Raw genomic sequence first — 11,907 nt, forward strand, 5'->3', positions numbered from 1 at the left:
CGGCGGACACCGGTTGAATCGAAGTTGCCTACCTCGGCTTGAAGGCGTCGTTTATCGAGCGTTTTGAGGGTGTGCCAATGCAGGCCGGTGAGCTGGCTGACGTGGCTGATCGGCAGCAGCCGCAGCAAGCTTTCGAGCCATATCCGTAACCGCTGGGTCAGCCGAGATGCTGGCTCCAACCAGTCGATCCGCTCGGTCACCCGCCCACAACTCAGGCAATCGACTCGGCGCACTGGTAGTTGAAGCAGGACGCGCTGATCGAACAGATCACGATCACGCACCAGACGAATCCGGCGATCGTGAATCAACGGGCTGAACTGGCCACAACGCCCGCACTTAGGAAGAGAGCCGGCTTGAGGTTCAAGCTCAATGAGGAGGGTGTTATCGGTAGATGGGCGACAGGTAACGGCGTCGTAGCCTGGCCAGAAAGCGGCAAGATCAATAGGATGCACGGCGACAGCAGGGACAGGTGAAGGGTGTGTTTGGCGACTGCCAATTTACCTGCTTCCCTGACTGTCAACTCGCTCTTCCCCCAGACTCCGCGAAGAACCAATTTTATGCGGTGGTACAACAACGAGCACCGACATAGCCGCATCCGGTTCGTCACACCGGCTGAGCGGCATCGAGGGCTGGACCATCAGGTCTTGGCCCGGCGACATGAGTTGTACGAACGAGCCAAGGAAAACAAACCGGAGCGGTGGTCAGGCCGGACGCGTAACTGGGAACCGATCGGCACCGTGTTGTTGAACCAGGATCGAGAGCAACAGAACGAGAAAATGGCGGCATAGTTAGACGGTTGACGCGACAACTACCTTGAAAAATGCCGTCATGGTAGCTAAGCTAGCACCCCACTAACAATATCGCTATCAGCACATACCGCACCCTGTTCGAACTAATGGATTGTGATGGACACACCAAATAACTCACTGTATGAGGCAACCCATGAAAAAGCAATTAAAAATAATTCTGCTCGCGTCCCACCTGGCTCTGTTTGGCGCGGGAGTTGGGCTAGGGATCTATATACTTCCGATTTTGACAGCACAAGAAAACGCCACCATCGCCGAAATTGAAGAAGTGCAAAAGGTGGCAAAGTATAGCGGAGAGTTCAAGAAAGATCAGAAAGGCAGCGACGCCCTTCACTGGGCGAATGGACAACTTTTTGTTACGGATAACGAAATTGTATTTAAAGGTGATGTAGCACCTGGTCCAGACTACAAAATTTACCTGACAAAGAAACAAGCCACCGACAAAGAATCGTTTTTGGACATAAAGAAAGAAGCAATTCTGATTGGCGAATTGAAAAACTTCGGGAATTTCAAGAAAACCATTCCTGCAAGCGTCAACGTCAACGAGTTTACAACGGTCCAAATATGGTGCGAGCATTTCTCTAAGTTCATCGGCTCCGCAAAATATCAGTAAACAAGCTTAAACTTGGATCTTGCCTGTTCACGAATAACATGCGCCTCATGCCAATGGAAATTAAAGTCTTGCCGGGCATGAGGCCTCCCCTCCACGTCTAGATTCTTGAAGTCAAAATTGACCTCAACCGACCCTCAGACACTGACTACGATGCCTGCATACCCTGAAGCGGTTCACCAGATGGGCTTGCGACAGAGATAAGTACGCGCCAACCTCAGATGCCGCTAAGGCTCTATACGCCGCCTTATCGGAATGGGTGGAATTTTGCGCGCGAGCGTCTAATGTTATCCAAGAGCGAGGGCTCTGATTAGTCCCGTCTCCCATGAAGATTCGCAGACTAAGACCCCTATTAAATCTGTAACATTTCGCTAGTTAAACGTTCATAGTGGAGATAAATAAAATGATTTCTTTACTGTGGGGTGAAATTAACCATATCGACAATGTTAGACCCATAGACGATGAGGACCTGCCATGTCTAAATGAAATATTTGAAATATTGAAAAAGCACAACTGCATAGACAGATTTGGCGTGGCACTACTGCACAAACACTTTGATCTACAAGAAGATGAGGTGCTTCTGGAAACAACCGATGTGGATGGGCGCGAACAGTGGATCAGGCCGATTAAAGAAAGTTACTTAAAAGAAAACCGCATTGAAGCGCAAACAACCCTCGTATGTTACTCCGATGCAGGCCTGTCTCGGATGTGTGTTTGCGCGCGAGGGCCTGATGGTCATATAGGAAGACATGCCAGTACTCCAAGCATGGACTAAGTGTCAAAAATAGCTGGCGTGATAAGCGCAATGGAGGGAGCGTGGAGTGGATAAATATTGCCTCGGATGCCGTGAAAATTGGTATGGGAGCGTTGATCGCTGGAATGTTTGGCTATCTCGTCGCGCTGACCAATACTTCGGCAGAGACCAAAAAACTTCATATCACTAAAAAACAACTGCAGCTGGATAAGGTTATAGAAATACTCAATTCATTCCATAAAAATTATGCACACTATAGAGCCAATGTAAGAAATTACACAGGGCGGTTACAGGAGCTGAGTGCAACACGGTTATTGAATTGAAGCTGGAGCATCATGCCGCATAGCCATAGCTTCCTGCATCACCTCGTCCATAACCTCGATCGGACACTTGAAGTCGAAGCGCTTACGGGGGCGCATGTTCAGTTGCAGTGCGATGGCATCCAGTTCCTCCTGGCTATGCACCGACAAGTCCGTGCCCTTGGGCAGGTACTGGCGGATCAGGCCATTGATGTTTTCGTTACTGCCGCGCTGCCAAGGGCTGTGCGGGTCGCAGAAGTAAATCGCCACCCCGGTCTGCTGGGTGATTTCAGCATGCCGCGCCATTTCTCGGCCCTGGTCGTAGGTCATGCTCTTGCGCATCGCCAGCGGCATGCCATTGAGCGCTGCACTGAAGCCTTCCATCGCCGAGGTCGCCGTCGCGTCGTTCATCTTCACCAGCATCAGGTAGCCACTGGTGCGCTCCACCAGCGTACCTACAGACGAGGCGTTGGCCTTGCCCTTGATCAGGTCGCCTTCCCAATGCCCTGGCATCAGTCGGTCTTCGATCTCCGGCGGACGTACATGAATACTGACCCTCTCAGGGATCTGACCGCGCCGATCCACGCCGCCAGAGCGCGGCCTGCGCATCGTCTTGCTTTGGCGCAGGCAGATGATCAGCTCTTTACGCAGCTCGCCGACTGGCAAGGCATAGATCGCGTTATAGATCGTCTCGCGACAGACGTAGGCATCTCTGAGGCTGGGAATATTCATGCTGCGCAGCTTGCCGGCAATCTGCTCGGGAGACAAACGCTCACGCAGCATATGCGCCACCAATTCGAAGCGCTCGCTACCCGGCAACAGCTTTTGCTTCGGTCGACACACCTGACGGCGGGCCTGCATCTGCTGCTGGGCCACGCGGGCCGAGTAGCCGCCACAGGCATCTCGATTGCGGCGCAGCTCCCGGCTGATGGTCGAAGGGGATCGGTTGATCAAGCAGGCAATCCCGCGCAGGCTGAAACCTTGGGCATGACCGATTTGAATGGTGGCGCGCTCTTCAACGCTGAGTTCGGAATAAGACATAGGGACAGCACCGTACCGGAAAGGTCAGGTGTTGCACTCAGTTTTCGCCGCCGCCCCCTTATTATCACTGCGAGGTGAATAGCTTTTCTGCCAATTGATTATGCCAATGCGATTCTCTTCGCCGAAGATTTCGTCCATGAGCATGCCAAGTCTAAATAGTTCCCTATGATCAATACAGATAGCCATAACCCCGCCTGGGGTTAGCATCTCACGCATCATCCAGATTCTGGGTGTCATGAAGCGCAACCATTTGCTGTGCTTGGACCCATCATCTTTAGGAACTACATCGCCGAGATCTGGATCGTTTGGATCCTTGTCCCACTTGTCGTTATAGCGGAAGTCCTCGCCGGTGTTGTACGGCGGGTCTGTTACTACAAGATCAACTTGACCACGATATTTATAGAGCGTGACCATCGCAGAAAGGTTTTCACCGTCCCAGATCTCATTCTCTGACTGGGCGGTTTCCTCTCCAAAGGATACTTTCTTGATAATACGATGCAGCTTCGGCTTGACCTGGCGGATGATCTGCCAGGGAGCAGCCCGCCCGGTGTAACTCATAACGATGCCATTCTTGCCAGCATCGGCAAGCGCCGCATCATGCTCCTGCAGCATACGGACCAAGGCGGCCCTCGGCAGTTGTTCGTAATCCATGCTTGCCCCTTGAATTCGTGCGGCGGCACCGAAAAGCTGAAAATTCTAGTACCGCTCGTGGATGCTTCACCATCCCTAGGGTGGCGAGTGTACTTGTGAACGTATTGATTTGGCTGTTAAACCGTTGAAAAAGACGGATCAACTGAGTTCCAAACGGGCTGCGTACTGGCTGGCAGATGCGAATCCGGCGCACGCCGCTCCCTTCTGGGCTCAAGCCCGCGAAGCGGGCATAAAGAACCCGGCCGAGGCCGGGATCCTTATGGGCTTATGGGCCGGCGTATTGGTCTGCCCAGTCCAAAGCCGGTGCCACGGGAGCTTGCACCTCCTGAGGCCAGGTTTTGGAGCCCACTGCAAATCGCCCGTAACCCATTAAAAGATAGCTGGGCATCCGACGAAAAGAGCACCAAGGCACCATTACCCTTGAGCTACAGCGCCGCTACGGGGCACCAGTTTGATTTCAACGCGGCGATTTTGGGCGCGACCCTCGGCGGTGTCGTTGGGGGCAATGGGCGAGCTGGAGCCTGCACCAAAGGTTTGCAGGCGCGAAGGATCGACGCCATTGCTGCGCAAAGAGAAAAAGGGGACTGATTTATGTGCGCCAGGCAAAGCTTGGTCGCCTGGGAATGACGGCGCAAGCCGTCACGAAATGGCGTAAGAAACCCAGCGGGTATGACCCCCGCCCGGTAAAGGTTAGCCACCGACCGGAAGCGAGTCTTGCGTGGTGACCGGGTAACCGGCGCTGCGAAGCGTAGACAGCAGAAAAGGGGATTTATTTTCCCTACTCTAAAACGGCCGCTGTTGGCCGATTGCTGCCTGTCGTGGACGACCGTTTAACTTCAAAGCCTGACTGGATTGCAAACTGCTGACACGCGTAGATTCTGTTTTCGACTCGTTTAATGCCGTCGATGCCAGGCCATAAACAGAGAGGAAACAACCGCTCGAAAATTCGAGCCATAGACTCTAGAGCCAGTGGGTAGTCGGAGTCATGTTCCTGCAACCATCAAATCCAGATTCTGCACCGCCGCTCCAGCGGCTCCCTTCCCAAGATTGTCAAACACCGCAGCCAACAAAACCTGCCCCGTCTCATCATTTTCACACACCACCAATCGCAAACTATCAGTCCCGTTAAGCGCCTGAGGATCAAGGCACGTCAACCCTTTGGCCTCCTGCATCGACATCACCTGTACATGGTCCGCATCGACGTAGTGCTGCATAAGACACGCATGCAACCGCACCGCATCCACGCCCGGCGCCAACAAGCGAAGTTGCAACGGTATGGTCAGCACGATCCCCTGCCGAAAAGCCCCATAAGCCGGCACAAACATCGGCCGCTCCATCAGACCGCTTTGCTGCTGAATCTCCGGAATATGTTTGTGTGCCAGCCCCAGACCATAAACCTGAAACGCGGGCGCCTGTGATGCGCCCTCTCCCTCATGCTCTTGCACGCCAACGCGCCCTTTTCCGGAATAGCCCGACACAGCATGAATGTTCGTCGGATAGTCCCTGGGCAGCAACCCGGCCTCCAGCAATGGGCGCAGCAGCCCTATCGCCCCCGTGGGATAGCAACCGGGATTGCTGACCCGCCGTGCCGTGGCGATGCGTTGGGCCTGCTGCGAGTTCATCTCCGCGAAACCATAGGTCCAGTCTAGATGGGTGCGGTGCGCCGAACTCGCATCGATCACCCGAACGGCGGGGTTTTCGATGCTCGCTACAGCGTCGCGTGCGGCTTGGTCGGGCAAGCAGAGAATCGCGATGTCGCAGGCGTTGATGATTTCGGCGCGACGTTGCGGATCCTTGCGATGTTCGGGGCTGAGCGTGATAAGCCGCAGATCGGTCCGGTCGCGTAGACGTTGATGGATTTGCAACCCGGTGGTGCCTTGGTCGCCGTCGATGAATATAAGAGGACTTGCCATGGAATGCTCTCGGACATAGGAAATCAGGAGTTCCAATCTTCAGTGAGGGGCTAAGATAGGAAAAGTTGAATTTCTAAACGATGAAATTCAGCTTTTCTGAACAAGGAGTGACTCATGCGCGAAATCAGCCTGGACCGTCTGCGCACGTTGGTGGCCATTGCCGACCTGGGTTCGTTTGCCGAGGCGGCCCGTGTGCTGCACCTCGCGCCACCCACGGTCAGTTTGCATATTGCCGACCTGGAGTCGCGGGTTGGCGGAAAGCTGTTGTCGCGCACACGTGGGCGCATTCAGCCTTCGGCGATTGGAGAAACGCTGGTGGAGCGCGCGCGGCGCCTGTTGGCGGATGCGGAGCAGGCGCTTGAGGACGTGGAGCGTCAGGTGCAGGGCTTGGCCGGGCGTGTGCGGCTGGGTGCCTCCACAGGGGCCATCGCACAGTTGATGCCGCAAGCTTTGGAGACGTTGGGCCAACGCCACCCCGCTATCGATGTGCAGGTCGCGGTGCTCACGTCGCAGGAAACTTTGAAGAAGCTTGCCGAGGGCTCTTTGGAGATCGGTCTGGTCGCGCTGCCACAGACCCCGGTGAAGGAATTGCGGATCGAGCCATGGCGGCGGGACCCGGTCATGGCCTTCTTGCCGGCTCGCTGGGAATGCCCGGATGTTGTGACCCCCGGTTGGCTGGCCGCCCAGCCATTAATTCTGAATGACAAAACTACTCGGCTTTCGCGCTTGACCTCGGAGTGGTTCGCCAGTGATGGACGGCAGCCCACGCCGCGTATTCAACTGAACTACAACGATGCGATCAAAAGCCTAGTGGCGGCCGGTTATGGTGCGACGTTGTTGCCGCATGAAGCCTCCACGCCATTGCCCGATACCAGGATCGTCATGCGGCCATTACAGCCCTTATTGTGGCGTCAACTTGGTATTGCCCACCGTGGTGGGGACGTCGAGCGGCCTACGCAACATGTGCTGGATGTGTTGTGGGGGTTGAGTGCGGGCTAGGGCGATGTTGTCAGAGAAAGGACCGCTTTCGACCCGGTCATACGGTGATTGAGGTCCCAGGCGTCAGCTACCGCACCTGAAGCCGTCGTTCATCGCTCCAAAGCCGGTGCCTGTCTCCGTTCGCCCAGGCCAGGGTGTCGTAGTACTTGTGCAGCAGCTCGGTAATGGCGGCGGTGTCGTCGGTCATGGGGTTTCCTTGGGGTTGGCGGTGAGGACTGCCTGGACGCGTGCTTGCAGCGCGGGCAGCACGTCTTGTTGGAACCAGGGGTTGCGCACCAGCCAGCGATTGTTGCGCGGGCTAGGGTGAGGCAGGGGGAACGCTTGCGGCCAGTGCTCGCGCCAGGCTTCGACCACCCGGGTGAGCGGCGTCTTGCCAGTACCGAGGTGGTAGTCCATGGCGTAGCTGCCCAGCACGATGACCAGCGACAGGCGCTCGAAACGCTGCATGAAGGCTTCGCGCCAGGCGGGGGGCGCACTCCGGGCGTAGCGGCAGGTCACCGCTTTTGCCGGTGCCCGGATAACAGAAGCCCATGGGCAGAATGGCGATGCGGGTAGGGTCGTAGAAGGTGTCGCGGTCCACGCCCAGCCAGGCGCGCAGACGCGCGCCGCTGGCGTCGTCGAAGGGCACGCCTGAGGCATGGACCCGGGCCCCCGGTGCTTGGCCGGCGATGAGGATGGGCGCACTCGGGTGAAACTGGAAGACCGGCTGCACGCCGTGTGGCAGATGCGGTGCGCAGCGCGTGCAGGCGCGGACGTCGGTCAGAAAGGCGTCGAGTGTCGGCATGGCGCGCTTCCGGAAAGGGTGGCTCGCGCAGGACGGAGGTGCCATCCTGCGCGAAGCGTAACCCGGCAGCAAGTCAGTGCTGGGTCAGTGTCGGATAGCCCTGGATGAATACGCGGTCGGTCTTGGCCGCCGGCACATGGCAGCCCATGCAGTCGGCTTCGTAGCTGACGGCGACATTCTTGGCGGGGGCGTCGGCCTTGAACAGCGCCCAGCCCCAGCCGTCGCCCCACAAGGGGTTGCTGGCGAAACGGCCTTTGGCGTCCTAGACCATCACGAACCACACGGCCGCATCGGAACCCCAGACCACAGGGTTGCCAGTGGTCATGGCGCTGGTTTCGAGCTTGCGGATCTCTTTCACCAGCGTGGCGCCGTCCAAGAACTTGCCGGTCTTGCGGTAGTGCTCGGCCGAGGCCTTTTCGGTGTACACATCGTGCAAGCCGCGAGAGGCGGATTTTTCGTCCAACACCGCATATGAGCCCAGGTGGACGAAGTTTGTGCGGAAGTCTGTGGGGCGGCTGATGCCGCCCTGGCTGTCCACATAGGGCGAAAAGTCGCCGGCCGTGACGGCCAGTGGCAGGACGAGGGCGCTGGCGAGCAGAGCGCCGGTGAGTGCGATTTTCATCGTGTTCTCCTTATATGCCTATGGAGATCAGACGGCGACCACGGGGAAATCCACCGTGGTGTCGGCGATGTGGTTGGTGTAGTTGGTGAGCGTGTTCAGCGCGACGTTGGCGATCACTTCCAGTATCAGGCCGTCGTCGAGCCCCGCGCGGCGGTAGTTGGCCATGGCGTCGGCCGACACCACGCCGCGTTGCTCGACCAGCGCGCGGGCAAAGCCGGCGATTGCATCGTCAAGTGCGTTGGCCGCCTGGCCGGTGCGGGCCGCGGCGATGGCCTCTGCCGACAGTCCGGCACCTTTGCCGATCAGGGTGTGTGCGCTCAGGCAATACTGGCAGCGATTGGCTTGACCGGCAGCGAGCGCAACGATCTCGCGCTGGGAGGCATTCAGGCGGCCGGTGCCCAGCGTTTCGGACAAGCCGAGGTAGCCATTGAGCGCCGCCGGCGCGTGGGCCAGCGTGGCGAACAGGTTCGGCACCATGCCAAGCTTGGCTTTGACGGCCTTGAGTGTGGCAGCGGTAGCGGCGTCAGCGGTGTCGATGGTCAGGGGGGCGATTTGGGTCATGTCTATCTCCGTAGTGGGTGAGGTGCAAGAGCACGTGGGCATGATCGCCCTTTGTTTGGTACGATATGGCACGTAAAGTATCAAATACGTAACCTATCGTCTTATATGGAGAGTGGAATGGCGGATCGACTGGCCGGCTTGCTCCGGCACTACTCGCTTTCGGCGCGCGTTTTTCACAGCGGCGCCTTCTGTGGGCAGCATCATTACGCGGCGCCGCATGGCTATATCCATCTGGTGCGGCGCGGCCCGATTACGGTGCGTTCGCCCGTGCATGAAGATCTGCTGGTTACCGAGCCGAGCCTGCTGTTTTATCCGCGCGTGGCGTCGCATCGTTTTGTCGCCGCCCCCGGCGATACCGCTGAGCTGTTGTGTGCGGAGGTCGACCTGGGCGCTTCGACGGGCAATCCGTTGGCCATGGCCTTGCCGTCGATGCTGCTGATTCCGTTGGCGGACTTGCCCGGCCTCGGGCCGACGCTAGAGTTGCTGTTTGCCGAAGCCGAGCGCGACCAGTGCGGTCGGCAGGCCGCCATCGACCGCTTGTACGAGTTGCTACTGATCCAGTTGCTGCGTTATCTGATGGATGGGCGGCTTGGCGCCACCGGACTGCTGGCGGGCCTGGCCGACCCGAAACTCGCGCGCGCCATAACCGCCATGCACGATGCGCCGCAGACCGCGTGGTCGCTCGAGGCGCTGGCGGCGAAGGCGGGCATGTCACGCGCGCGCTTCGCCGCCGCGTTCAAGGACGCGGTGGGCGTCACGCCGGGCGACTATCTGGCCGACTGGCGGATGAACGTCAGTTGCACCCTGCTCAAGCAGGGGCGGCCGGTGGCGGTGGTGGCCGACCGCGTCGGCTACGGCAGCCCGAACGCTCTGGCGCGCGCCTTCCGCGTGCGCATGGGCTGCGCCCCGCGCGACTGGCTGGCGCAGCAGCGCGGTGACGCGGCGCTCAGCGGTTCGTGAGTTTGAGTTCGATTCGCCGGTTCTTGGCGTAGGCGGCGCCGGTGTTGCGCTCGTCGAGCGGGTGAAATTCGCATCACGCCGGAACAACTGGCGGAACTCCAGGTGGCGATCCGTCAACGGCTGGTCAGTCTGTTCGTGCGGCGCGGCCGGCTGGACAAGGCTGAGTCAGTGGCGCAGGTAGCTGGATGACGCTGTCCCGCCCTGAGCCGACGCTCACAGGCGGGGATTTCCAGTGTCGTCATTGTCGGCTATTGGCCGGCAGCAGCCCGTCGTTGCCTGATGGATCCAACCCCTCCGCTGCTATAGTGCAGTCGGCTTCTGACGTTCAGTGCAGCCGTCTTCTGAAAACGACACATACGCTGGATTTGTTGGCTCTGACCTGTCGCATAAATCTGTCGCACGTTGTAAGTTACCTGCGACAATAAATGCGACAGGTGCTCCATGGAAAACAAAGGTCAGCAGATTGGTTACGCTCGGGTTTCAACACAAGGGCAAGACCTGGAGCAGCAACGGATTGCACTTGGGCAAAACGGTTGTCAGCGAATTTTCGAAGAGAAGGTCAGCGGTGCCAAGCGAGACCGTCCAGAGCTGAGTCGGCTGCTCGATCATTTGCGACCAGGTGATGTGCTGACCGTGACACGGTTGGATCGCTTGGCCAGGTCAACGACAGACCTGCTTCATATTGCCGAACGCCTAAAAGAGATCAATGCAGGTCTGCGTTCGCTTGCTGAGCCCTGGGCTGACACTACTTCACCAGCCGGGCGAATGGTGTTGACGATCTTCGCGGGGATTGCTGACTTTGAACGGTCGCTGATTGGGGAACGCACCAGTGCTGGCCGAGCTGCGGCCAAAGCCAAAGGTGTTCGATTTGGGCCTAAGCCTGTTTTGACTCATGAGCAGATAACCCATGCACGTAGGTTGATTGATAAGGGTCAATCAGTCTCCGAGGTTGCACGTCTTTTGGGGGTGCATCGAACCACGCTATACCGTGCGTTGCCTCAATAGATAATTAGCGCAATGTCCCAGCAAAGCCCACCCAGTGGACTTTTTGCGACTGCTGGACGCCAGTGGGTGCGGAGCTGGTCTACTCAGTAGTGCAATCGACTTCTGAAAATGACAGGATGCCTGGAAAGAAGGTACTGAACGACGCTGGTAGGGCTTAAGTGCACTTTCTGTTCCGTTGCTCCCCAAACCCCAACATCGCCAAGGCCGAGATGGGCCAGCATGTCGGCACCGCGCTGGCACGCATCGTCGCCGACGAGCTGGAGGCGGATTGGCAGTCGGTGCGCCTGAACTACGTCGACACCCATCCCAAATGGGGGCTGATGGTCACCGGCGGCAGCTGGTCCGTGTGGCAGAGCTTCGAGCCACTAAGCCAGGCTGGTGCCGCCGGCCGCATCGCCCTGATCGAGGAGGGCGCCAGGCTGCTCGGCGTTGCACCCGCTGCCTGCACCGCACGCAACAGCAGGGTCCAGGCCGGCAAGCGGTCGATCAGTTATGCCGAGATCGTCCAGCGCGGCGACCTCACCCGCAGCCTTACGGCGGATGAACTCAAACGAATCCCGCTCAAGAAACCGACCGAGCGACGGCTGATCGGCAAGGAAACCCTGGCCATCGATGTCCCCTCGAAGACCGACGGCAGCGCCCGCTATGGCATCGATGCGCGCGTCGAGGGCATGGTCCATGCCCGCCCGCTGCTGCCGCCCACACGCTACGGAGCCAAGGTGGTGTCCATCGACGATTCCGCCGCCAAAAGCGTGAAAGGCTACCTCAAGAGCATCGCCCTCGATGACCCCTCCGGCACGGTGTGAACCGCCCCGGGTATCGCGGAGGCTCCCCCCTTTTGAGAAACTGGAGCCACTATGCCAAAGCCACCGAAGTTTTCCCCTGAAGTCCGCGAGCGTGCC

The 11,907-nt window shown here is 58.3% G+C and carries 13 protein-coding genes and 4 pseudogenes; 8 read left to right on the forward strand and 9 right to left on the reverse strand.

From position 1 onward, the window contains the following. A partial coding sequence (locus ACZRMO_RS30020; RefSeq protein WP_463975262.1) for a transposase family protein occupies positions 1 to 452 on the reverse strand: 452 nt, incomplete at its 3' end. A 99-nt stretch (positions 453 to 551) separates the two neighbouring features. On the opposite strand from ACZRMO_RS30020, the pseudogene ACZRMO_RS30025 reads away from it, so the two are divergent. From ACZRMO_RS30025 to ACZRMO_RS30040, 4 genes and pseudogenes are all read left to right on the forward strand, one after another. Continuing rightward, positions 552 to 788: pseudogene (locus ACZRMO_RS30025) on the forward strand (IS3 family transposase); the annotation flags it as partial. Between the two features lie 154 nt (positions 789 to 942). Next, positions 943 to 1,419 (forward strand): DM13 domain-containing protein, encoded by a 477-nt coding sequence (locus tag ACZRMO_RS30030; protein WP_011711661.1) that lies wholly within the window; start codon positions 943 to 945, stop codon positions 1,417 to 1,419. A 400-nt stretch (positions 1,420 to 1,819) separates the two neighbouring features. Continuing rightward, the gene (locus ACZRMO_RS30035) at positions 1,820 to 2,191 is read left to right on the forward strand and encodes a hypothetical protein (RefSeq protein ID WP_052959448.1); all 372 of its coding nucleotides are present in this window, start codon (positions 1,820 to 1,822) and stop codon (positions 2,189 to 2,191) included. Positions 2,192 to 2,232: 41 nt separating this feature from the next. Further along, a complete protein-coding gene (locus ACZRMO_RS30040) occupies positions 2,233 to 2,493 on the forward strand; it encodes a hypothetical protein (protein WP_047296649.1) in 261 nt (86 codons plus the stop codon). Here the strand turns inward: ACZRMO_RS30040 and ACZRMO_RS30045 are convergent. The 4 genes and pseudogenes from ACZRMO_RS30045 to argC all read right to left on the reverse strand — a co-directional run bounded on the left by ACZRMO_RS30045 (position 2,482) and on the right by argC (position 6,074). Then, the gene (locus ACZRMO_RS30045; protein WP_003465026.1) at positions 2,482 to 3,510 is read right to left on the reverse strand and encodes an IS30 family transposase; all 1,029 of its coding nucleotides are present in this window, start codon (positions 3,508 to 3,510) and stop codon (positions 2,482 to 2,484) included. The genes ACZRMO_RS30040 and ACZRMO_RS30045 overlap by 12 nt on opposite strands. Before the next feature lie 24 nt (positions 3,511 to 3,534). Next, positions 3,535 to 4,161, reverse strand: a complete 627-nt coding sequence (locus ACZRMO_RS30050) for a DNA methyltransferase (protein WP_003465024.1) — start codon at positions 4,159 to 4,161, stop codon at positions 3,535 to 3,537. A gap of 414 nt (positions 4,162 to 4,575) precedes the next feature. Continuing rightward, positions 4,576 to 4,731: pseudogene (locus ACZRMO_RS30055) on the reverse strand (OmpA family protein); the annotation flags it as partial. 413 nt (positions 4,732 to 5,144) lie between these two features. Beyond that, positions 5,145 to 6,074 (reverse strand): N-acetyl-gamma-glutamyl-phosphate reductase, encoded by a 930-nt coding sequence (gene argC, locus ACZRMO_RS30060; protein WP_049275860.1) that lies wholly within the window; start codon positions 6,072 to 6,074, stop codon positions 5,145 to 5,147. A 114-nt stretch (positions 6,075 to 6,188) separates the two neighbouring features. Here argC and ACZRMO_RS30065 point away from each other — a divergent pair, with 114 nt between their 5' ends. Then, positions 6,189 to 7,073, forward strand: coding sequence for a LysR family transcriptional regulator (locus ACZRMO_RS30065; protein WP_003465017.1), 885 nt, complete (start codon positions 6,189 to 6,191; stop codon positions 7,071 to 7,073). A gap of 183 nt (positions 7,074 to 7,256) precedes the next feature. On the opposite strand, the gene ACZRMO_RS30070 is transcribed toward ACZRMO_RS30065, so the two are convergent. From ACZRMO_RS30070 to ACZRMO_RS30085, 4 genes and pseudogenes are all read right to left on the reverse strand, one after another. Continuing rightward, the gene (locus ACZRMO_RS30070; RefSeq protein WP_003830781.1) at positions 7,257 to 7,520 is read right to left on the reverse strand and encodes a uracil-DNA glycosylase family protein; all 264 of its coding nucleotides are present in this window, start codon (positions 7,518 to 7,520) and stop codon (positions 7,257 to 7,259) included. A gap of 61 nt (positions 7,521 to 7,581) precedes the next feature. Beyond that, positions 7,582 to 7,902, reverse strand: a pseudogene (locus ACZRMO_RS30075) (uracil-DNA glycosylase family protein); the annotation flags it as partial. 28 nt (positions 7,903 to 7,930) lie between these two features. Then, a pseudogene (locus ACZRMO_RS30080) lies at positions 7,931 to 8,479 on the reverse strand (cytochrome P460 family protein). A 27-nt stretch (positions 8,480 to 8,506) separates the two neighbouring features. After that, positions 8,507 to 9,082: a carboxymuconolactone decarboxylase family protein gene (locus tag ACZRMO_RS30085; RefSeq protein WP_003464997.1), complete on the reverse strand. Its 576-nt coding sequence runs from the start codon at positions 9,080 to 9,082 to the stop codon at positions 8,507 to 8,509. A 75-nt stretch (positions 9,083 to 9,157) separates the two neighbouring features. Here ACZRMO_RS30085 and ACZRMO_RS30090 point away from each other — a divergent pair, with 75 nt between their 5' ends. From ACZRMO_RS30090 to ACZRMO_RS30100, 3 genes are all read left to right on the forward strand, one after another. Beyond that, positions 9,158 to 10,000 (forward strand): helix-turn-helix transcriptional regulator, encoded by an 843-nt coding sequence (locus ACZRMO_RS30090; protein ID WP_095666632.1) that lies wholly within the window; start codon positions 9,158 to 9,160, stop codon positions 9,998 to 10,000. A gap of 441 nt (positions 10,001 to 10,441) precedes the next feature. Then, positions 10,442 to 11,005 carry a recombinase family protein gene (locus ACZRMO_RS30095; protein WP_095010287.1) on the forward strand — a complete coding sequence of 188 codons (564 nt, stop codon included), beginning with the start codon at positions 10,442 to 10,444 and terminating at the stop codon, positions 11,003 to 11,005. Positions 11,006 to 11,163: 158 nt separating this feature from the next. Then, a complete protein-coding gene (locus tag ACZRMO_RS30100) occupies positions 11,164 to 11,811 on the forward strand; it encodes a molybdopterin cofactor-binding domain-containing protein (RefSeq protein WP_463975263.1) in 648 nt (215 codons plus the stop codon). Positions 11,812 to 11,907 lie beyond the last annotated feature (96 nt).

It is taken from the genome of Pseudomonas sp. B611 (genome assembly GCF_055407965.1).

Bases quoted from the DNA above. Each gene is read 5' to 3' on its own strand.
- ACZRMO_RS30045 (WP_003465026.1), bottom strand. From the start codon at position 3,510: ATGTCTTATTCCGAACTCAGCGTTGAAGAGCGCGCCACCATTCAAATC.
- ACZRMO_RS30090 (WP_095666632.1), top strand. From the start codon at position 9,158: ATGGCGGATCGACTGGCCGGCTTGCTCCGGCACTACTCGCTTTCGGCG.
- argC (WP_049275860.1), bottom strand. From the start codon at position 6,074: ATGGCAAGTCCTCTTATATTCATCGACGGCGACCAAGGCACCACCGGG.
- ACZRMO_RS30065 (WP_003465017.1), top strand. From the start codon at position 6,189: ATGCGCGAAATCAGCCTGGACCGTCTGCGCACGTTGGTGGCCATTGCC.
- ACZRMO_RS30050 (WP_003465024.1), bottom strand. From the start codon at position 4,161: ATGGATTACGAACAACTGCCGAGGGCCGCCTTGGTCCGTATGCTGCAG.
- ACZRMO_RS30035 (WP_052959448.1), top strand. From the start codon at position 1,820: ATGATTTCTTTACTGTGGGGTGAAATTAACCATATCGACAATGTTAGA.
- ACZRMO_RS30095 (WP_095010287.1), top strand. From the start codon at position 10,442: ATGGAAAACAAAGGTCAGCAGATTGGTTACGCTCGGGTTTCAACACAA.
- ACZRMO_RS30085 (WP_003464997.1), bottom strand. From the start codon at position 9,082: ATGCCCACGTGCTCTTGCACCTCACCCACTACGGAGATAGACATGACC.
- ACZRMO_RS30070 (WP_003830781.1), bottom strand. From the start codon at position 7,520: ATGCAGCGTTTCGAGCGCCTGTCGCTGGTCATCGTGCTGGGCAGCTAC.
- ACZRMO_RS30030 (WP_011711661.1), top strand. From the start codon at position 943: ATGAAAAAGCAATTAAAAATAATTCTGCTCGCGTCCCACCTGGCTCTG.